The 19,218-nt window shown below is 63.9% G+C and carries 20 protein-coding genes; 9 read left to right on the top strand and 11 right to left on the bottom strand.

Going from position 1 to position 19,218, the window contains the following annotated elements:
- Positions 1 to 65: 65 nt before the first annotated feature.
- The 3 genes from D6C00_RS06945 to D6C00_RS06955 form a co-directional block, all read right to left on the bottom strand.
- Positions 66 to 875, bottom strand: coding sequence for a CbbQ/NirQ/NorQ/GpvN family protein (locus D6C00_RS06945; RefSeq protein WP_125181056.1), 810 nt, complete (start codon positions 873 to 875; stop codon positions 66 to 68).
- Positions 876 to 1,116: 241 nt separating this feature from the next.
- Entirely contained in the window at positions 1,117 to 1,473 is a 357-nt protein-coding gene (locus D6C00_RS06950) for a ribulose bisphosphate carboxylase small subunit (protein WP_125181057.1), read from the bottom strand.
- Between the two features lie 131 nt (positions 1,474 to 1,604).
- Positions 1,605 to 3,032 (bottom strand): form I ribulose bisphosphate carboxylase large subunit, encoded by a 1,428-nt coding sequence (locus tag D6C00_RS06955; protein ID WP_125181058.1) that lies wholly within the window; start codon positions 3,030 to 3,032, stop codon positions 1,605 to 1,607.
- 698 nt (positions 3,033 to 3,730) lie between these two features.
- On the opposite strand from D6C00_RS06955, the gene D6C00_RS06960 reads away from it, so the two are divergent.
- The 9 genes from D6C00_RS06960 (at position 3,731) to D6C00_RS07000 (ending at position 13,861) form a co-directional block, all read left to right on the top strand.
- Positions 3,731 to 6,649, top strand: a complete 2,919-nt coding sequence (locus D6C00_RS06960; RefSeq protein ID WP_125181059.1) for a molybdopterin oxidoreductase family protein — start codon at positions 3,731 to 3,733, stop codon at positions 6,647 to 6,649.
- 232 nt (positions 6,650 to 6,881) lie between these two features.
- Positions 6,882 to 7,613, top strand: a complete 732-nt coding sequence (locus D6C00_RS06965) for a 4Fe-4S dicluster domain-containing protein (protein ID WP_125181060.1) — start codon at positions 6,882 to 6,884, stop codon at positions 7,611 to 7,613.
- 349 nt (positions 7,614 to 7,962) lie between these two features.
- Positions 7,963 to 8,952, top strand: coding sequence for a dimethyl sulfoxide reductase anchor subunit family protein (locus tag D6C00_RS06970; RefSeq protein ID WP_125181061.1), 990 nt, complete (start codon positions 7,963 to 7,965; stop codon positions 8,950 to 8,952).
- Between the two features lie 277 nt (positions 8,953 to 9,229).
- On the top strand, positions 9,230 to 10,213 hold the full coding sequence (moaA, locus tag D6C00_RS06975; protein WP_125181062.1) for a GTP 3',8-cyclase MoaA: 984 nt from the start codon (positions 9,230 to 9,232) through the stop codon (positions 10,211 to 10,213).
- 130 nt (positions 10,214 to 10,343) lie between these two features.
- Complete coding sequence (pdxS, locus tag D6C00_RS06980; RefSeq protein WP_125181063.1) at positions 10,344 to 11,249, top strand: pyridoxal 5'-phosphate synthase lyase subunit PdxS; 906 nt, start codon at positions 10,344 to 10,346, stop codon at positions 11,247 to 11,249.
- On the top strand, positions 11,218 to 11,802 hold the full coding sequence (gene pdxT, locus D6C00_RS06985) for a pyridoxal 5'-phosphate synthase glutaminase subunit PdxT (RefSeq protein ID WP_125181064.1): 585 nt from the start codon (positions 11,218 to 11,220) through the stop codon (positions 11,800 to 11,802). Before pdxS ends, pdxT begins: the two co-directional genes overlap by 32 nt.
- Positions 11,799 to 12,284 carry a ubiquinone anaerobic biosynthesis accessory factor UbiT gene (gene ubiT, locus D6C00_RS06990; protein ID WP_125181065.1) on the top strand — a complete coding sequence of 162 codons (486 nt, stop codon included), beginning with the start codon at positions 11,799 to 11,801 and terminating at the stop codon, positions 12,282 to 12,284. The genes pdxT and ubiT overlap by 4 nt, the downstream gene beginning before the upstream one ends.
- Before the next feature lie 132 nt (positions 12,285 to 12,416).
- On the top strand, positions 12,417 to 12,800 hold the full coding sequence (locus D6C00_RS06995) for a PA2779 family protein (protein WP_125181066.1): 384 nt from the start codon (positions 12,417 to 12,419) through the stop codon (positions 12,798 to 12,800).
- Positions 12,800 to 13,861 carry a PA2778 family cysteine peptidase gene (locus D6C00_RS07000; protein WP_125181067.1) on the top strand — a complete coding sequence of 354 codons (1,062 nt, stop codon included), beginning with the start codon at positions 12,800 to 12,802 and terminating at the stop codon, positions 13,859 to 13,861. Before D6C00_RS06995 ends, D6C00_RS07000 begins: the two co-directional genes overlap by 1 nt.
- On the opposite strand, the gene D6C00_RS07005 is transcribed toward D6C00_RS07000, so the two are convergent.
- The 8 genes from D6C00_RS07005 to D6C00_RS07040 form a co-directional block, all read right to left on the bottom strand.
- Entirely contained in the window at positions 13,807 to 14,130 is a 324-nt protein-coding gene (locus tag D6C00_RS07005; RefSeq protein ID WP_125181068.1) for a hypothetical protein, read from the bottom strand. The genes D6C00_RS07000 and D6C00_RS07005 overlap by 55 nt on opposite strands.
- Positions 14,087 to 14,554, bottom strand: coding sequence for a phage holin family protein (locus tag D6C00_RS07010; RefSeq protein ID WP_125181069.1), 468 nt, complete (start codon positions 14,552 to 14,554; stop codon positions 14,087 to 14,089). The genes D6C00_RS07005 and D6C00_RS07010 overlap by 44 nt, the downstream gene beginning before the upstream one ends.
- Entirely contained in the window at positions 14,551 to 14,802 is a 252-nt protein-coding gene (locus tag D6C00_RS07015; RefSeq protein ID WP_125181070.1) for a DUF883 family protein, read from the bottom strand. Before D6C00_RS07015 ends, D6C00_RS07010 begins: the two co-directional genes overlap by 4 nt.
- 344 nt (positions 14,803 to 15,146) lie before the next feature.
- The gene (locus D6C00_RS07020; protein ID WP_206609524.1) at positions 15,147 to 15,575 is read right to left on the bottom strand and encodes a cytochrome c; all 429 of its coding nucleotides are present in this window, start codon (positions 15,573 to 15,575) and stop codon (positions 15,147 to 15,149) included.
- A gap of 42 nt (positions 15,576 to 15,617) precedes the next feature.
- On the bottom strand, positions 15,618 to 16,517 hold the full coding sequence (gene ubiV / locus D6C00_RS07025) for a ubiquinone anaerobic biosynthesis protein UbiV (protein ID WP_125181072.1): 900 nt from the start codon (positions 16,515 to 16,517) through the stop codon (positions 15,618 to 15,620).
- Positions 16,518 to 16,524: 7 nt separating this feature from the next.
- Positions 16,525 to 17,520, bottom strand: coding sequence for a ubiquinone anaerobic biosynthesis protein UbiU (ubiU, locus tag D6C00_RS07030; protein WP_125181073.1), 996 nt, complete (start codon positions 17,518 to 17,520; stop codon positions 16,525 to 16,527).
- On the bottom strand, positions 17,495 to 18,442 hold the full coding sequence (locus D6C00_RS07035; protein WP_125181074.1) for a TIGR01212 family radical SAM protein: 948 nt from the start codon (positions 18,440 to 18,442) through the stop codon (positions 17,495 to 17,497). The genes ubiU and D6C00_RS07035 overlap by 26 nt, the downstream gene beginning before the upstream one ends.
- Positions 18,443 to 18,595: 153 nt before the next feature.
- On the bottom strand, positions 18,596 to 19,126 hold the full coding sequence (locus D6C00_RS07040) for a hypothetical protein (protein ID WP_206609525.1): 531 nt from the start codon (positions 19,124 to 19,126) through the stop codon (positions 18,596 to 18,598).
- Between the last annotated feature and the right edge of the window lie 92 nt (positions 19,127 to 19,218).

Raw genomic sequence — 19,218 nt, forward strand, 5'->3', positions numbered from 1 at the left:
TGCAAAGTCATACAATGACATATAACCTTTGCGCGCCTTGGCGCGACTTGGCGGTTAAAGTGTTTTTAACCGAAATAGGTATTCACCGCTGCATCCAGGGTGTCGCGCATGTCGGGATCATCCGTGAGCGGACGCACCAGGGTCATGCTGCAGGCGGCCATGGGCTCCACGCCCTTGGTGATCAGCTGTCCGGCATAGACCAGCAACCGGGTGGAGATGCCTTCGTCCAGACCGTGTCCCTTGAGGTTGCGGGCCCGGTGGGCAATCTGCACCAGTTTCTCGGCGACATCCTTGTCGACCCCGGTTTCGTGGGCGACGATACTGGCCTCTGTATCGGCGTCGGGGTAATCGAAGTCCATGGCACCGAAACGCTGTTTGGTGGACTGCTTCAGATCCTTCATCAGGCTCTGATAACCCGGGTTGTAGGAAATCACCAGCTGGAAGTCCGGATGCGCCTCTATCACCTCGCCCTTCTTGTCCAGCGGCAGGGTACGGCGATGATCGGTGAGCGGATGGATGACGACCGTCGTATCCTGACGCGCCTCGACCACTTCGTCGAGATAGCAGATGGCACCGATACGCGCCGCGGTCGTCAGCGGGCCGTCCTGCCACACGGTGCCTTCCTTGTCCAGCAGATAGCGCCCCACCAGGTCGGAGGCCGTCATGTCCTCATTGCAGGCCACGGTGATCAGCGGACGCTTCAGCTTGTATGCCATGTATTCGACGAAGCGTGACTTGCCACAACCGGTCGGCCCCTTCAGCATCACCGGCATGCGGGCGTCATAGGCTGCCTCGTAGAGTTCTACCTCGTTACCGACCGGCTCGTAGTAGGGCTCCTGCTTGATCTTGTACTGGTCGATCTTTGCTTCACTCATATCTCTTCATCCTTCCTGGTTCTGCACCATAAAGAACACCAGGAACACATTGCTGATTCGGATCCCCGCCATCCGCCCGACCTGATGTTTGCATTCCTGGTATCCCTCGTGGCTGCATGGGACCAATAAAGAACCCCTGTCCGGCAGACCGGGCAGGGGCTCGATTGGTTAGTGTCCTGACACACCTCCAATGGCGTTTTCAGAGCCACCGAGCCGCAGCAGAACACGCACCTGCGCGGTCTTACTTCATCGGGCCGCGGAAGATGACCATGGAGGCACCCTGCGACTGCGCGTAGTTGTCGTAACCGATCAGGCGCACGTGATTGTTGGGATGCGCCTTGTGGCAGGCTTCCGCCTCGCCCAGGATACGATCCACGTCGGTTTCGCCGAACATCGGCAGCTTCCACATGTACCAGTAATGGTCGAAGGCATTCTCCGGCTCGGTGTGCTCGATGGCCGGGTTCCAGCCCTGATCCACGATGTACTGGACCTGTGCACGGATCTTGTCCTTGTCCAGCTCCGGCAGGTAGGAGAAGGTCTCGAATTTCCGGCTCGAAGTGTCGGTGAGACTGGATTTGTAATCTTGCATTTCGCTCATTGCTTAATCCTCAATGCTGACTCTTGAATTCATGCGGCCAACAAGAAAGTCAGGGGCGCGCCGCTGCGGACCACCGGCGGTCGCATCCCCATCGCCGGGACGATGGGGCCCCTGCTCCTCGCCTCGGTCCTTTACTTATGCGACACATCCAGCTTGTCGACGGTGTCGAACTCGAACTTGATTTCCTTCCAGGTTTCCATGGCCGCGTTGAGCTCGGGACTGTGCTTGGCCGCTTCACGCAGCACATCGCCGCCACGCTTCTCGAGACCCTCGGCACCATTGCGGTTACGATCCTCGACACAGGCTTCCAGTGCGACGCGGTTGGCCGCTGCACCGGCCGCGTTGCCCCAGGGGTGACCCAGGGTGCCGCCGCCGAACTGCAGGACGGAGTCGTCGCCGAAGATGGTGGTCAGTGCCGGCATGTGCCAGACGTGGATACCACCGGATGCAACCGGGAACACGCCGGGCATTGAGCCCCAGTCCTGGTCGAAGAAGATACCGCGGTCACGGTCTTCCTTGATGAAGGAGTCGCGCATGATGTCGATCCAACCCAGAGTGGCATCGCGGTCGCCCTCGAGCTTGCCCACCACGGTACCGGAGTGCAGGTGGTCACCACCGGACAGGCGCAGGATCTTGGCCAGCACACGGAAGTGGATACCGTGCTTGGGATGGCGGTCGAGTACAGCGTGCATGGCGCGGTGGATATGCAGCAGGATACCGTTGTCACGGCACCAGTCGGCCAGACCGGTGTTGGCGCAGAAACCGCCGGTGATGTAGTCGTGCATGATGATCGGGGCGCCCAGTTCCTTGGCATGCTCGGCGCGCTTGAACATCTCGTCCGGGGTCGGGGCGGTGACGTTGAGGTAGTGACCCTTGCGCTCACCGGTCTCGGCCTCGGCCTTGTGGATGGCTTCCATGACGAAATCGAAACGCTGGCGCCAGCGCATGAAGGGCTGGGAATTGACGTTCTCGTCGTCCTTGGTGAAGTCCAGACCGCCGCGCAGGCACTCGTAGACGGCACGGCCGTAGTTCTTGGCCGACAGACCCAGCTTGGGCTTGATGGTGCAGCCCAGCAGCGGACGGCCATACTTGTTCATGATGTCGCGCTCGACCTGAATGCCGTGCGGCGGACCGCCGCAGGTCTTGACGTAGGCAATCGGGAAGCGGACGTCTTCCAGGCGCAGATGACGCACGGCCTTGAAGCCGAACACGTTACCGACCAGGGAGGTGAAAACGTTGACCACCGAGCCTTCCTCGAACAGGTCGATCGGATAGGCGATGAACGCATAGTAGGACTCGTCGTCACCGGGGACGTCCTCGATGGCGTAGGCACGGCCCTTGTAGTAATCCATATCGGTCAGCAGGTCGGTCCACACCGTGGTCCAGGTACCGGTGGAAGACTCGGCAGCCACAGCGGCGGCAGCCTCTTCACGCGGTACACCCGGCTGGGGGGTGATCTTAAAGCAGGCAAGGATGTCGGTATCCAGCGGAGTGTAATCCGGCATCCAGTAAGTTTCGCGGTATTCCTTAACACCGGCGCTATAGCTCTTTACAGCCATGACCTAGCTCCTCATTCATTACCAGTCGTTGTGCCGTCCGCGCCCGCCCAGGGACAGGCACGGACGGCGGAATTCGTTTGCAGAACAGTCCGGATCAACCATCCGGACGCGCACTATAGCGCCGGCCAGACATCGATAAAATTCAATATTTATGATGGAAACAATAAGTATAGCTTATGGTATAAGGATATTTACTAAGTCTTGATTATTAAATAACTGCTCCTGCTTAATCATGTAGATAGGTATCAGCCCCGAGGCGGGACAACTAATGGGGGTCGGGCACCTCCTGCCGAACCGGCGCTCGATGCTGAGTGCGTTATATATTAAGGTGTCTCCGCCTGCCTGCCCTGCACCCGCGGCAAGGACGGTCAGTCAGTGGCGGCGGTCCCTGCCCGGCCCGGCGAATCCCCGTCCAGCCCGTCCCGGACCTGATCCGGGCAACTGGCGGCACCCGCATGGCGTGGGCTACGTTATGAATGGACGGGGGTTTTCCGGACAGCCGTATTGCGGGCACGCCAAACAGGATTTCCCTGATTGGGCGTTATAAGACACTGAATTTATTACGTCATAAATTTTTTATGTATTAGAATATTATAATATTTTATGACAATTTCAGAAAAGCTAATTGGCAAAAAACAGAGTAGTCTAATACATTCGCCCGTCCTCGAATTGACATGCATCAACCACGGTCAGGAACTATGCGCGAAGACAAGGTTATCCACGATCCGCTGGACAAGTCAGCGGACCAGAACGCACGCATCGAGACCAGGAACACCACCTGCTACATGTGTGCCTGCCGCTGCGGCATCCGCGTAACCCTGCGTGACGGCGAGGTCCGCTACATCCAGGGCAACCCGGACCATCCGCTGAACAAGGGCGTGATCTGCGCCAAGGGCGCCTCCGGCATCATGAAGCAGTACTCGCCGGCACGGCTCACCAAGCCCCTGAAGCGCAAGGAAGGTGCCGACCGGGGTGATGCGCAGTTCGAAGAGATTTCCTGGGATGAGGCCTTCGCCGTGATGGAGGAGCGCCTGAAGAAGATCCGCACCACCGACCCGAAGAAATTCGCGCTGTTCACCGGCCGCGACCAGATGCAGGCCCTGACCGGTCTGTTCGCCAAACAGTACGGCACCCCGAACTACGCCGCCCACGGCGGCTTCTGCTCGGTGAACATGGCCGCCGGCATGATCTACACCATCGGCGGCTCCTTCTGGGAATTCGGGGGCCCGGACCTGGACCGCGCCAAGCTGTTCGTGATGATCGGCACCGCCGAGGACCATCACTCCAACCCGCTCAAGATGGCGATCTCCAGGTTCAAGCGCCAGGGCGGCAAGTTCATTTCCATCAATCCGGTGCGCACCGGCTATTCGGCTATCGCCGACGAATGGGTGCCGATCAAGCCCGGCACCGACGGCGCCCTGATGCTGGCCCTGACCCACGAGATCATCAATCAGGGCCTGTACGACCGCGAGTTCCTGGTCCAGTACACCAACGCCGCCCAGCTGGTGAACCTCGATGAAAACAGCACCGAATACGGCATGCTGGTGCGCTTCGAGGTCCCGCCCGAGGAGGGCTGCTTCGATCCCCAGAACAAGCTGTGGTGGGATCGTGAGCTCAACCGCCCCATTTCCACCCATACCCCGGGCGCCGACCCCTACCTGCTGGGCGAGTTCAAACTCGACGACGGCACGCCGGTGAAGCCCTCGTTCCAGCTGCTGGTCGATCGGGTCAAGGACTACACCCCCGAATGGGCCGCCGAGATCACCGGCATCCCGGTCGAGACCATCAGGCGCCTGGCCTACGAGATGGGCGTGACCGCACGCGACCAGAAGATCGAGCTGCCCATCGCCTGGACCGACACCTGGGGTAACGAGCACGAATCCGTCACCGGCAATCCGGTGGCCTTCCACGCCATGCGCGGCCTGGCGGCGCATTCCAACGGCTTCCAGAGCATCCGCGCCCTGTCGATCCTGATGTCCATCCTGGGCACCATCGACCGTCCCGGCGGTTTCCGCCACAAGGCGCCCTTCCCGCGCCCCATCCCGCCCTGCGCCAAGACGCCCAAGGGCCCCGAGGATGTGAAGCCCAACACCCCGCTGGGCGGCATGCCGCTGGGCTGGCCGGCCGAACCGGACGACCTGTTCGTCGACGATAAGGGCAAACCGGTGCGCCTCGACAAGGCCTTCTCCTGGGAGCACCCGCTGGCCGTACACGGCCTGATGCACAACGCCATCACCAACGCCTGGCGCCAGGACCCCTACCCGATCGACACCCTGCTCATCTTCATGGCCAACATGGCCTGGAACTCGACCATGAACACGGCCGAGGTCCGCAAGATGCTCAATGACAAGGACGACAACGGCGAGTACAGGATCCCCTTCCTGATCGTGGCCGACGCCTTCGAGTCCGAGATGACCGCCTACGCCGATCTGGTGCTGCCGGATACCACCTATCTGGAGCGCCATGACTGCATGTCCATGCTGGACCGTCCCATCTCCGAATACGATGGCCCGGTTGACTCGGTGCGCATCCCGGTGGTGCCGCCCAAGGGCGAGTGCAAGCCCTTCCAGGAGGTGCTGATCGAGATGGGCTCGCGCCTGAAGCTGCCCGCCTTCACCCGCGAGGACGGCTCGCGCAAGTTCCGCGACTATCCCGACTTTGTCATCAACTACGAGACCGAGCCCGGTTCCGGCATCGGCTTCCTCGCCGGCTGGCGCGGCAGGGGCGGCGAGAAGTTCCTCAAGGGCGAGCCCAACCCCAAGCAGTGGGAGATGTACGAGAAGAACAACTGCGTCTTCCAATACCATCTGCCCAAGTCCTACCAGTACATGCGCAACTGGAACCAGGGCTACCTGGAGTGGGCGCAGGACAACCGGCTCACCCGCTACGCCGAGCCGATCCTGATCCATATCTACTCCGAGGTGCTGCAGAAGTTCCGCCTCGCGGCCCAGGGCAAGTGGGACGGCAAGCAGCCGCCGGATCATCTGCGCAAGCGCATCGAGACCTATTTCGATCCGCTGCCCTTCTACTACGAGCCGCTGGAATCGCAGCAGACCGACCTGCATACCTATCCGCTGAACGCGGTGACCCAGCGCCCGATGGCGATGTACCATTCCTGGGATTCACAGAACGCCTGGCTGCGCCAGATTCACACCTACAACTACCTGTATGTGAATCCGGTCACCGCCCGCGCCCAGGGCATCGAGGACGAGGACTGGATGTGGGTCGAGTCCCAGTGGGGCCGGGTACGCTGCCTGTGCCGCTACTCCGAAGCGGTCGAGCCCGGCACGGTCTGGACCTGGAACGCCATCGGCAAGGCCTCCGGGGCCTGGGGCCTGGACAATGACGCCAACGAATCGACCAAGGGCTTCCTGCTCAACCACGTCATCAGCGAGGAGCTGCCTGCCTCGGAGGCCGGCGAGCACCTGTCCAACTCCGACCCGGTCACCGGCCAGGCCGGCTGGTACGACGTGCGGGTGCGCATCTACAAGGCCGCCGAGGGCGAGCCCGAGATGAGCTATCCGCAGTTCGACCCCATGCCGACCCTGCCCGGACAGGACACCTCGCGCAAGAGCAAGTGGCTGAAATTCTTCGCCGGCGGCAAGAAGGCGGGTTAAAGATCAGCTTTCACCACAAAAGGACACAAAGACAATCCATTATTGAATGGCACTTACTTTAGCCGCGTCATCCCCGCGAAGGCGGGGATCCAGGGGTTACTTGCTCTGCCAGGCACTGGATTCCCGCCTTCGCGGGAATGACGGATTAGCTGAAATCCAGCTCATGTAAGTGCCTTTCAATCCATTTTATTTACTTCGTGTTCTTTGTGGTAAATGTAATAGGGTTATTCAAATGACACAGTTAGCATTGGTAATCGATCTGAACGTCTGCGTGGGCTGCCATGCCTGCGTGACCAGCTGCAAGGAGTGGAACACCTCCGGCACGGCGGGCTACATGTCCGACGAGAACCCCTACGGCAAGGACCCGACCGGCACCTTCTTCAACCGGGTCCAGACCTTCGAGGTGGGCGTGTATCCGAACACCGAGACGGTGCACTTCCCCAAGAGCTGCCTGCACTGCGAGGACCCGCCCTGCGTACCGGTCTGCCCGACCGGGGCCAGCTACAAGCGCGACGCCGACGGCATCGTACTGGTGGACTACGACAAGTGCATCGGCTGCAAGTACTGCTCCTGGGCCTGTCCCTACGGCGTGCGCGAGATCGACGAACAGCAGAAGGTGATGAAGAAGTGCACCCTGTGCGCGGACCGCATCTATGACGAATCACTGCCCGAGGTCGAGCGCAAGCCGGCCTGCGTGATGGCCTGCCCGACCAATGCCCGGCTGTTCGGCGACGTGCATGACGCCGACTCCGAAGTCTCGGTGGCGATCCGTGAGCGCGGCGGCTACCAGCTGATGCCGGAATGGGGTACCAAGCCGGCCAATCACTATCTGCCGCGACGCAAGACCAGCATCCAGATCCACGAGGACGAACTCGAACGCGTGGACAACCCGCTGAAGAAGGAAGGCATCCACAAGGGCCGGGTGATCGAGGAACCGACCCTGGACGATGTCACCAGCTGGTAACCCTGTTTGCCGTCGGCTGCCGGAACTGGGCTGCCGGTGGAACCCTCCGGGTTCGCGCAACGCACCGAATGCGCACCCGGCAGCCGGCGGCGCCTTTATTTGAAGATCAAAAGCGAGATCAAGAGCACCACGGAATACACGGAAAGCACGGACAAATAAAAACCATGGCCAAGCGAGTTGGACGCCCACAGGGCGAGTAATCCATAAACCGCCGTGGCAACCGGATTCCGGCCTGCGCCGGAATGACATAAGGCAGGATACGGACACAGCCTTCAAAAATCCTTGTCCGTATTTTCCGTGTATTCCGTGGCGCTCTTGGATTTTGTAGTTACAGACTGGAGCGTAATACATGCACCCCGCATTTTCCGTCATCTTTCTCACCACCCTGAGCGGTGTCGGCCAGGGCCTGTTCCTGGCGCTGTACACGGGGCAGGTCTATGCCGTGGCCAAGGTCCTGCCGGGCCATGCCGACACGGCGACCTTCTACGGTCTGGGCAGTCTGATTGCCCTGCTGTTCCTGGCTGCCGGCCTGCTCGCCTCCTTCTTCCACCTGGGCCATCCGGAACGCGGCTGGCGCGCGATCGCCCAGTGGCGCACCTCCTGGCTGTCGCGCGAGGTCATCATTCTGCCGGCCTTCATGGGGCTGGTGTTTCTCTACGGCCTGATCCACTACAGCGGCTGGAACCCGGTGTTCTTCGAGATCGGCCAGCAGGCCAACATCGCCATCGACCTGTCCATGATCGTGGGCGCGATCACCACCGTGGTCGCCTTCGGCCTGTTCATCGCCACCGGCATGATCTATGCCTGCATCAAGTTCCTGCAGGAATGGGCCAGTCCGCTGACCGTGATCAATTACACCCTGCTGGGCAGCGCCTCCGGCTTCACCCTGGCCACGGCCTATGCCGCGTATCACCAGGCCCCCGGCCTGCTGAAGTTCTACGGTGTCTGGGCCATCATCCTGACCGCGGCCTCGCTGATCACCCGCGGCGCCTCGCTGATCCGCAACGCCCGGATCAAGTACAAGTCCACCCTGCAGACCGCCATCGGCGTGCGCCACGGCAACATCCAGCAGAAATCCCAGGGCTTCATGGCCGGCTCCTTCAACACCCGCGAGTTCTTCCACCACAAGACCGCGGCCTTCATGAAGAGCATCAAGTGGATCTTCCTGCTGCTGGTGTTCCCGGTACCGGTCGCCCTGCTGGCGATGGGGCTTTCCTCAGCCGCCCTGGGCCTGCTGGCCGCCGCCTTCGTGGTGCAGTACATCGGCCTGATCGCCGAGCGCTGGTTCTTCTTCGCCCAGGCGAATCACCCGCAGAACCTCTATTATCAGACGATCTGACTCGGCGGCATTAACGCAGAGGACGAACAGGCGGGGGCAAAGACACGTCATTCCCGCGAAGGCGGGAATCCAGTGCCTGGCAGAACAACTAAACACTGGATCCCCGCCTTCGCGGGGATGACGGCAAGACTCTACAGGCCCGGCATGCCCGACGTCGGATTACGCCCTCCGGGCTGATCCGACCTGCGGTGCTGCGAACTCTGCGTTAATCTCTCTGTCCAAAACCTTACACCCCGCGGCATTGTCCGCCGCCGAATCGCCCTCTATAGTGAATTCCATGGATGAGCAGCTCACAGACCGCTTCGGCCGCAGGATCGAGTATGTCCGCCTGTCGGTGACGGATCGCTGCGACCTGCGCTGCTTCTACTGCATGCCGAAGGGCTTCCGGGACTTCGAGGAGCCGGCCGAGTGGCTGACATTCGATGAGATCGAGCGGCTGATCGGCGCCTTTGCCCGGCTGGGCACGCGTCGGGTGCGTCTGACCGGCGGCGAGCCGCTGGTGCGCAGGAACCTGCCGGAGCTGGCCGCGCGCCTCACCGACGTGGCCGGTATCGAGGACCTGTCCATGTCCACCAACGCCACCCGGCTCGACAAACACGCCGAGGCGCTGCGCGCCGCCGGGGTGGCCCGCATCAACGTCAGCCTGGACACGCTCAGGCCCGAGGTGTTCAAGCAGGTCACCGGCGGCAAGCTGGACAAGGTCATCAGCGGCCTGATGGCGGCGAAGGCCGCCGGCTATCACCCGATCAAGATCAACATGGTGGTAATGAAGGGGGTGAACGAGGACGAGGTCGAGGCCATGGTCGATTTCTGCATCGAGCACGACTTCACCCTGCGCTTCATCGAGACCATGCCGGTCGGTGACACCGGCCGCAACGCCACCAGCCAGTATGTCGACCTGCAGGATGTCAAAGCCCGGCTGGCCGAGCGCTTCGAACTGCTGCCCGGCGTTATGCCCGGCGGCGGACCGGCCCGCTATGTTCAGGTTGCCGGCACCGACCTGCGCATCGGCTTCATCACCCCCATCTCTCAGCACTTCTGCGAGACCTGCAACCGCGTCCGCCTGGCGGTCGACGGAACCCTGTACATGTGCCTGGGCCAGGAACACAGCTATGACTTCAAGCCCCTGCTGCGTGGCGGCGCCAGCGACGACGAACTCGAAGCCGCCATCCGTGCGGCCATCGAGCTCAAGCCCGAGCGGCACGAGTTCATCGAAAAACCCGACCAGGTGATCCGCTTCATGTCGATGACCGGCGGGTGAGTGGCTTCATGCATTCGTGGCGCAAATATCACACATCCTGACAACAACCCGCTTGATCAGGATCAAACCATTCCCGCCCCGCGGCTCCGATAATGGCCGACTGAATCAATCCATTCACGGGTGATCTGCCATGTCCTGGAACCTGGCCTCGCGGCTCGAGGCCGATGATTTTCAACTCAAGCGCGGCCTCGCGGAAATGCTCCGGGGCGGCGTGATCATGGATGTCACCGACGCCGGGCAGGCCCGCATCGCCGAAGCCGCCGGCGCGGTGGCGGTAATGGCGCTGGAGCGCATCCCGGCCGACATCCGCCGCGATGGCGGGGTGGCGCGCATGTCCGACCCGGCCCTGATCCAGTCCATCCAGCAGGCGGTATCCATCCCGGTCATGGCCAAATGCCGCATCGGTCACTTCGCCGAGGCGCAGATTCTGCAAGCCCTGGCGGTGGACTTCATCGACGAGAGCGAGGTACTCACGCCCGCCGACGAGGAACACCATATCCACAAGTGGGACTTCAGCATCCCCTTCGTCTGCGGTGCCACCGACCTGGGCGAGGCGCTGCGGCGCATCGGCGAGGGCGCGGCCCTGATCCGCACCAAGGGCGAGGCCGGCAGCGGCAACATCGTCGAGGCGGTGCGCCACCTGCGTCGCATCCACACCCAGATGCGCGAGCTGACGCAGCTCGACCCCGGCCAATTGATGAGTCGGGCGAAGACGCTGGGTGCACCCTATGAACTCGTCTGTTATGTCGCCGAGCAGGGCGAACTGCCGGTGCCCAATTTCTCTGCCGGCGGCGTGGCCACCCCGGCCGATGCCGCCCTGGTACGACAGCTGGGCGCCGAGGCCGTGTTCGTGGGGTCGGGTATCTTTCGCTCCGAGGATCCAGCCGAACGGGCCGCGGCCATCGTCCGCGCCGCCACCCACTTTGATGACCCGGCCGTGCTGGCCGAGGTCTCGCACGGCCTGAAGGGCGCCATGCCCGGACTGGAACTCGGCGAGCTGCCGGATGCGCAGCGCCTGGCCAAGCGTGGCTGGTAATTCTGCTATCGGCATCCTTGCCCTGCAGGGTAATGTGCCTGCGCATGCCCGCATGCTGGCGCGTCTCGGGCGCCCGGCCCGGCCGGTGCACCGCCCTGCCGATCTGGAAGACATCGCCGGCCTGATCCTGCCCGGCGGCGAATCCACCACCCTGAGCCAGCTGCTGCAAGGCAACGACCTGGATCAGGCCATCATCGATTTCGCCCGTCACCGCCCGCTGCTCGGCACCTGTGCCGGTCTGATCCTGATGAGCTCAGACACGGGCGATGCACGGGTCGCACCGCTGGGATTGCTGGAGACGCAGATCACGCGCAACCACTATGGCCGCCAGCGCGAGAGCTTCATCGCCACGCTCGAGGGAGGATCCTTTGCCGGCCTGCGCGCCGCCTTCATCCGGGCCCCGGCCCTGCGCGCGCGCGCACCGCTCGAGGTTCTGGCGACCCACCGGGGCCTGCCGGTCGCGGTACGTCAGGGCAGGCACGTGGGCTGCGCCTTTCATCCGGAGCTGGGACAGGATACGCGGGTGCACGAATACTGGCTGGACCTGGCATGAGTCCGGGGGAACTGCCCGCGCTGGCATTGCGCTGGCTGCCGCGGCCGGCCTATACCCGGCCGGCCCTGGCCGCACTGAACCTGGCCTTCGCCACCGCCCTGCGCCGGGGCGAGCTGGACTTCATGACCGGGCGCATCATCGTCATCGCTCTGCAGGAAACCCCGCTACGGCTGGCACTCAGCGGCGCCCGGAGACGGCTGGTCAGCCCGGCGGTCCCGCGTCGGCCGGACCTGCTGATCGAGGCCGACCTGGCGACCTATGCCACGCTGTTGCAGGGCGAGGCCGATCCCGACACCCTGTTCTTCCAGCGCCGGCTGCGGCTGAACGGCGACACCGAGCTGGGCCTGGAGGTGAAGAATTTCCTGGCCGGCTGGGAGCCGGACCGGGTCCTGCAGCGGCTGCTCACACAGGCCCGGCGCCGGCTGTCCGGGCCGGTCGAAGTGGGCGATTTCACTACCAGGCATCGGGAATTTCAGAAATAACCTGCCGGGTTGTCTATAGTTATTCCTGTACCAGGGACGTCCATGTCGGGTTTCGTGATCTCGCGCACATCCCACCGGCATGCCAGCCCCTAGGATACGGGCACAATCAACAATAGCGACTGGAGGTACCCCATGCATACATCACCCTGGAAACGTGCCGGCATTTTCGTCCTGATGCTGAATTTTGTTTTCGCCACCTTCCCGGCCGCAGCCCAGACAGGTCTGGTCGGCACCGGGGAGATGCTCGCCGCCGAGTCGCGGGCCCTGCACCTGGCCGAGATTCAGGCCACCCTGAACCGCGACGAGGTGCGCACCCAGATGCTGAAACTGGGCGTGAGCCCCGAGCGGGTCGAGGGCCGCCTCGGTGCACTGACCGATGCCGAGCTGCAACGGCTCGCCGCCAGGATCAATCAGATGCCCGCCGGCGCCGGCGTGATCGAGGTGGTCGGCATCGTGTTCGTCGTCCTGCTGATCCTTGAGTTGCTCGATATCACGGATATCTTCACCGGCATCTGATGCCGCGTATCGGCGTCTGGCTGGCGGCCGCCCTGCTGCTGGCAGGCTGCGCCAGCCAGCAGCCTCTCACTGAAGGACCGGGGCCGGAGGACCGGACCCCGGTCGAAACCGAGCTCGTCTCGACCCCGTTCCATCCCCAGCAGGACTACCAATGCGGCCCCGCCGCCCTGGCCACGGTGCTCAATGCCGCCGGGGTGGAGATCATGCCCGAGGCGCTGACACCCGACGTCTATCTGCCGGGCCGGCGTGGCAGTCTGCAGACCGAACTGATCGCGGCCGCCCGGCAACACGGACGCGTTCCCTATCAACTCACCCCCGAGGTGGAGGCGCTGATCCGCCAGCTGCAGGCCGGCCATCCGGTCCTGGTGCTCCAGAACCTGAGCATCGCCGCCCTGCCGCGCTGGCATTACGCAGTAGTCATCGGCTACAGCAGCAGTAACGACCAGTTCATCCTGCGTTCCGGCACCGAGCGGCGCAAACGGATGGATCGCAACCTGTTCCTGCGCACCTGGCGCCGCGCTGATCACTGGGCCCTGGTGGTACTGCCACCGGAGCGCCTGCCTGCCGACCCCGACCCGGAGCGCTACATCCAGTCCGTCGCCGGACTGGAAGCCACCGGGCAGATCGAGGCCGCCCGCCGCGCCTACCGCACCGCCAGCCGGCACTGGCCGGATGCGTCCGCGGCCTGGTACGGGCTGGGCAACACGCACTATCTCTCCGATGAATTCGCCGCGGCGGAATCGGCCTATCGCAAGGTGCTCGCTCTGGATCCGGACAATGCCGCCGCCCACAACAATCTGGCCCGCGCTCTGCTGGCCCGGGGCTGTACGGACGCGGCGATGGAAACCGTCAGGGCCGCATTGGAGCTGACAGATACGACGCCGGCTATCCGCAGGGCACTGGAGGCCACCCGGCGCGAGATCGCGGCGGCAGCGACCAGCGCCCCGCCGGAACCGGCGGATTGCCCGTCCGGCTTCCGCCCGGACACAGCGATACCGGATCGGCCTCACTCGGTCCCGGGGGAAGGCGGGGCTCCACCTGCGTCGGGCGGATCGAGATAACGCAGTCCCAGCGTGACCAGCATGGGCAACAGGCGCTGCCACAAGGGGTTGCGGCGGCGCTCTGAGGAATACGGCTGGGCGTCGTCAGCGTGCCGGACGCGCCCGGCCCACAGCCAACCGCCCAACACCCCGCCCGCGAACCCGACGCTCAGGCCGGCGGGAGAAACCAGCCGCCGCTCCACGCCCCGCCGCAGTGTCACGACGGAACCGCGCAGGGCCTGGCGTTCATTCTGAATACGCTGTTCCAACTGGCTGATGCGGTTCGGCATCCGTCTGTCTCCTCCGGTCCCGGAACAGGGTTCGCCGCAGGGCGGGAAACCCCAGACGCGACGCCAGGCGCCGGATCGCCAGCGCCATCAGGAGCGCGGCCAGGAGATTCAGCCCGGCCACCAGCAACAGGGCCCAACCCCAGCTCCAGCCTTCCGCCACCAGCCAGAAGGCCAGCGCCGATCCGGCCAGGGCCCAGGCAGCCAGCACAGTGGCGGCGATCCCGACCCCCAGGGCCAGGATCCAGCCGGCGGCGGTGACGGCGCGGCGCGCCTCCACCGCCGCCAGCTCGGCGGTACTACCCACCAGCTGTTGCAGCGCCAGGACCGCTTCCCCGAATGCGGCGCGCAGTCCGGGATCGGTATCGGTGCCGCTGCCGGCCGGATCGCTGGTCAGGTTATCAGGATTGTGGCCGGGCTCGCTCAACGCCGCAGCAGCGAGCCCAGGAGCATACCCGCAGCCACTGCTGCACCCACAGTGATATAGGGGTGCTCACGGAAGTAAGAGACTGCACTCTCCTCGATGTCATGCGCCCGGGCGCGGGTACGTTCGCCGGTTTCACGAACCTTTTCCTCTACCCGGCCGCCTGTCTGCGCTGCACGATCAATGGCCTCGTGAGCGGCCTGGGCCACATGCTCTGCGGTGGAATGTGCCTTTTCGGTTGCTGTCGCCATGGAATGATCTCCTTCGTCTGTGGTTGCCGATTGGTGATGACGCTGTGCCTGTTACACGAATCTGCACATGTTTGAAAACTTCTACCCGGAGTATAGAAGGTGGAAACCGTCTTTTCGTCTATCTGACGCACATACTTCGACATTTGAGCGGGAGGCAAGCAAAGACCCGGCACTGCATGCGGTATCAATGCTTCATCGATCGTCGCTATACGGCGACAGCTCGCCCTGCTTCAGCGGATGCAGCGCAGCGAGTCTGCTCCGGGCCGCGCTGCCCCGGGCGAAAAAAACCCGGCATCGAGCCGGGCGTGTCGTCATCTGGCGCAGGCCTTATCACCCGGGCATTCTCATTGCACCTCGAGCCGATAGGCGGCATGACAGGCCACGCAGTTCTGCATCAATCTCCCGAGCTGCTGCAGGCTGTGCGCCGGATCACCGAGCTGTTCGGCATCCAGCGCCAGCTGGTCGAACTGCTGATGGGTATCCAGGCCCAGCTGTTTGAAGGCGAGCGGCAGCTTGCCCATGAGCGGAACCGGGACCTGCTGCTGGGCCGCGCGGCCCGACTTGCGCGCGGCCTCGACCACGGTCTCCATGTCCTCCTGCGACAGCCCGGTCGTGATCTGCTGAACGCTCTCCACGAAGGCGCGCATCTCGGCCAGGATCAAGGCCCGCTCGCCGGGCTCAAGCACGATGGCGGTACGCCCGTCCGCTGCCGGCCGCACACTGCCCTGATAGACAAACAAATACGCCATGCCGCCGGTCAGAACCAGAAACACCGCCACCAATCCCCAGCAGATCCTACACATCCCTCTCACCCCTCACGCCTCACGCCCCAGAAACATTTCCATCCCCGCCCCGCCCCGGTAGAAACCATTGCACAGCCCGATCGGCGCCAGCCGTTCCAGACGCTGACGGGCCTCGGCCGGGTCCAGTGCCCCGCGGCGGACCCGGTCGAACAGCCTCACTACTTCGCCCATGCCCTGAGCCTGCGGCACCAGGCGCAGCACCTCTACCTCCAGATCTGCCAGCTCCGACACTTCCCCGATCAGACACTGGCTCAGCGCCGACTGGGTCTGGATACCGTTGAGGTTGAGGAAGGGCTGGCCCTCCCGGGTCTTGAGCAGCAGGCCGTCGGGATAGTCCCGGCAGCGGAAGCGGCAGTCGTCCTTGGGCAGGCCGTGGGCGCGGGCGGTGAAACAGCGGGCGGCATGCGCCAACGGCAGCCGCCCCCAGGCCAGCACCTCGGTCTCGATCCCGGGCGGGCGCAGCCGCTGCAGTTCGCCCAGATCCTCGCGTCCCAGTTCCACCGGCAGCACCCAGCGCCGCAATCCCAGCCGGGCCAGTCGGGACAGGGCATGATGATTGTAGATGTTCACCCCCGATCCGGCGACAAAGCCCCGCCCCTGCAGCAGTTGCACCGCCGCCATGTCGTTGGCCTCGACCATGAAGGGGGAATCGGCACACAGCCGGCGCAGAGCGCCGAGTTCGGACTCGGCCTCGATCAGGCTCAGCGAGGACAGCACCACCTGCTTGCCGGCCGCTGCCAGGCCTTCGCCCAGGGCCAGCCAGTCCTCCGGATTCAGCTGCCGGCGCTTGGCGCACACCGTCTCGCCCAGATAGATGATCTCGACCGGGGCCTGCGCCATCTCGTCATAGAAGCGCATGACCTCGTTGCGCGGCCAGAGATAGGGAACGGGTCCGAGCGCGAGTTTCAGCATCAGGGCCTCACTGCCAGGGCCGGTGGTAGGCCCCGGGCGTGGTGCAGGCACCTTCGGCCACCTCATCCAGCGCCACCAGCCATTCCGGGCGCGGGCGGTAACCGTCCGGGTCGCGGCAGCAGGTATCGATGGCCTCGCGCCAGACCCGGCTGACGCGGGCCACGTAGGCCGGGCTGCGCTGACGGCCCTCGAGCTTGACCGCGGCGACCCCGGCGGCGAGCAGTTGCGGCAGCAGGTCCAGGGTATTGAGACTGGTGGGGGATTCGATGGCGTAACCGACGCGGCCGCAGACATCGAAACGGCCCTTGCACAGGGTCGGATAGCCGGCCTGCTCCTCGGGCAGGAAGCGGTCGATCAACACCCCGTTGAGCCGGGTGTGCAGGCCGTCGTTGTGCTCCTGCCAGTCGACGAAGCGGGCCGGCGAACAGGCGCCGCAGGTGTTGGGCGACTCGCCGGTGACATAGGAGGACAGATAGCAGCGGCCTTCGGCCATGACGCACAGACTGCCGAAGCCGAACACCTCGATCTCCACCGGGCTCTTCTCCACCAGGGCCGCGACCTGGCGCAGCGACAGCACCCGCGGTAGTACCGCGCGGCGGATACCGAACTGCTCCTGATAGAAACGCAGGGCCTCGACGCTGGTCGCCGAGGCCTGCACCGACAGGTGCAGCCGCTGCTCCGGGTAGCGTTGTGCGACGTACTCCAGCACGCCCATATCGGCGACGATGAGGGCATCCACGCCCAGTTCCACCGCCCGATCCACCGCCTGCTGCCAGCGCGCCCAGCCCTCGGGGCGGGCATAGGTATTGATCGCCAGCAGCACCTGGCGGCCGCGGGCATGGGCATAGGCCACGCCCTCGCGCAGCTGCTCGCGGTTGAAGTTCAGACCGGCGAAGTGACGGGCGTTGGTGTCGTCGCGAAAGCCCAGATAGACGGCATCCGCGCCCGCCTCCACGGCCGCCTTCAGCGACGGCAGATTACCGGCCGGACAGACCAGTTCCATGTCCCACCTCCTGGGTCGTTGCCGGGCCGCCGACGCGCGCTGCCAGCGCCGCCTCAATGGCGTTGAGCACCCGCCATTTGCGCGCGCACCAGGCGGGGGCGAGCAGAATGCGCTCGGCGGCCGTGGCCGTGACCCGATGCCAGACCACCTCGGGCGGTGTGACCGCGATCAGCTCGGCGGCGGTATCCACATATTCCTCCAGCGTCAGCGGTCGGTACTCGCCGCGCCGCCATTCATTGGCCAGGCGCGTGCCCTTGACCACGTGCAGGGGATGCAGCTTGAGCCCGTCCACGCCCAGGGCCAGCACCCGCAGCAGGCTCTGACGTGCGTGCCAGCGCTCCTCACCGGGCAGACCGATGATCAGGTGGGTGCACACCGCCAGGCCACGGCCGCGAGCCGCCCGCAGCGTGGCGGCATACTCGGCCCAGCCGTGACCGCGATTGACCCGCTCCAGGGTGGCGTCGAAGGCCGACTGCAGGCCCAGCTCCAGCCAGATCTCGTAACCCTGGTCGCGGTAGTCCGTCAACAGATCCAGGACGGCGTCGGGCACACAGTCCGGGCGGGTGCCGATGGCCAGGCCGATCACGTCCGGCTCGGCCAGCGCCTCGTCATACAGGGCCTTCAGCCGCTCGAGTTCGCCGTAGGTGTTGGTGTAGGCCTGGAAATAGGCGATGTACCTGCGCGCGCCGGTACGGCGCCGGATCACCCGGCGGCCGGACGCGATCTGCTCGCGCACCGCGGCACGTTCACGCGCCATCGGCGCGAAGGAGGCATTGTTGCAGAAACTGCAGCCGCCGACCCCCTTGCTGCCATCACGGTTGGGGCAGGTGAAGCCGGCGTGCAGACTGAGCTTGTGTACCCGCTCGCCGTGGCGGCGCAGCAGGTCCTGGCCCAGGGTGTTGACGTAGTCGGACAGTGCCATGGCGCCTCTTCCAGTGAAGCGGAAGAATGGCACAGCATCGGGGCTGCCGGCTTGACCAAAATCAATGCCGCCCCGACCTTATGGCGGCGACGCATGCCCTCGGCCATACGCTCACACCCCAATACTGCCGACCTTCAAGACTTGGGAGGAGCGTCAGAAGTTGAATCCGATACCAATGCTGTGAACAAAGGATCCGTCATCGAAATTATCGTCTATGTCGTCAGCCTCCTCGAAAAAATACTGGTATTCCGCCTGCGCATAGATGAACGTATCCGATTTGGCATAATATTTCAGGCCGAACGCCGGCCCGGCAATAGCACTCTCCTTGACTCTGTCGCCATAAACACCACCAATCCTTCCGCCGAGAAACGCCTTGAGGCGACCCTGCCCGAAGTGATAATCGGCACCAACACGCGTTGATCCATTCCAGACGTTGTCACCCGGGACATCCGCGTAATTAAGTCCTTGCTGCAAAGATATAAGCCAGCGATCCGTAAAGTATTGACCATATCCGAACGACAGCCCCATGCTGCTATTATCAAAATCCTTGTCGCTGCTGCCTGTTCCCGCCAGGGTGAACTCCCTGTCACCTGCGGTGCGCTGCCAGGATCCGGCCCCATCCTGGGCCATTGCCCCTAATGGAATCGCAGCTGCCAGAATGCCGAGAAGTATTGAGTTACGCATATTGCCTCCGTTGCGTTCATGTCTTCATAAAAAAAGAAGGCGGCATGGTTTCAATGCCGCCCAAAACCCTCTTAATGAGGAGGGAGGGGGAT

The sequence above is a fragment of the Thiohalobacter thiocyanaticus genome (genome assembly GCF_003932505.1).
GTDB lineage: Bacteria > Pseudomonadota > Gammaproteobacteria > Thiohalobacterales > Thiohalobacteraceae > Thiohalobacter > Thiohalobacter thiocyanaticus.

Coding starts and splice junctions, on each gene's coding strand:
- D6C00_RS06960 (WP_125181059.1), top strand. CDS start 3,731: ATGCGCGAAGACAAGGTTATCCACGATCCGCTGGACAAGTCAGCGGAC.
- ubiU (WP_125181073.1), bottom strand. CDS start 17,520: ATGGAACTGGTCTGTCCGGCCGGTAATCTGCCGTCGCTGAAGGCGGCC.
- D6C00_RS06965 (WP_125181060.1), top strand. CDS start 6,882: ATGACACAGTTAGCATTGGTAATCGATCTGAACGTCTGCGTGGGCTGC.
- D6C00_RS07040 (WP_206609525.1), bottom strand. CDS start 19,126: ATGCGTAACTCAATACTTCTCGGCATTCTGGCAGCTGCGATTCCATTA.
- ubiV (WP_125181072.1), bottom strand. CDS start 16,517: ATGCTGAAACTCGCGCTCGGACCCGTTCCCTATCTCTGGCCGCGCAAC.
- moaA (WP_125181062.1), top strand. CDS start 9,230: ATGGATGAGCAGCTCACAGACCGCTTCGGCCGCAGGATCGAGTATGTC.
- D6C00_RS07015 (WP_125181070.1), bottom strand. CDS start 14,802: ATGGCGACAGCAACCGAAAAGGCACATTCCACCGCAGAGCATGTGGCC.
- D6C00_RS06955 (WP_125181058.1), bottom strand. CDS start 3,032: ATGGCTGTAAAGAGCTATAGCGCCGGTGTTAAGGAATACCGCGAAACT.
- pdxT (WP_125181064.1), top strand. CDS start 11,218: ATGCGCAGCGCCTGGCCAAGCGTGGCTGGTAATTCTGCTATCGGCATC.
- pdxS (WP_125181063.1), top strand. CDS start 10,344: ATGTCCTGGAACCTGGCCTCGCGGCTCGAGGCCGATGATTTTCAACTC.
- D6C00_RS06970 (WP_125181061.1), top strand. CDS start 7,963: ATGCACCCCGCATTTTCCGTCATCTTTCTCACCACCCTGAGCGGTGTC.
- D6C00_RS06945 (WP_125181056.1), bottom strand. CDS start 875: ATGAGTGAAGCAAAGATCGACCAGTACAAGATCAAGCAGGAGCCCTAC.
- D6C00_RS06950 (WP_125181057.1), bottom strand. CDS start 1,473: ATGAGCGAAATGCAAGATTACAAATCCAGTCTCACCGACACTTCGAGC.
- D6C00_RS07000 (WP_125181067.1), top strand. CDS start 12,800: ATGCCGCGTATCGGCGTCTGGCTGGCGGCCGCCCTGCTGCTGGCAGGC.
- D6C00_RS06995 (WP_125181066.1), top strand. CDS start 12,417: ATGCATACATCACCCTGGAAACGTGCCGGCATTTTCGTCCTGATGCTG.
- ubiT (WP_125181065.1), top strand. CDS start 11,799: ATGAGTCCGGGGGAACTGCCCGCGCTGGCATTGCGCTGGCTGCCGCGG.
- D6C00_RS07005 (WP_125181068.1), bottom strand. CDS start 14,130: ATGCCGAACCGCATCAGCCAGTTGGAACAGCGTATTCAGAATGAACGC.
- D6C00_RS07035 (WP_125181074.1), bottom strand. CDS start 18,442: ATGGCACTGTCCGACTACGTCAACACCCTGGGCCAGGACCTGCTGCGC.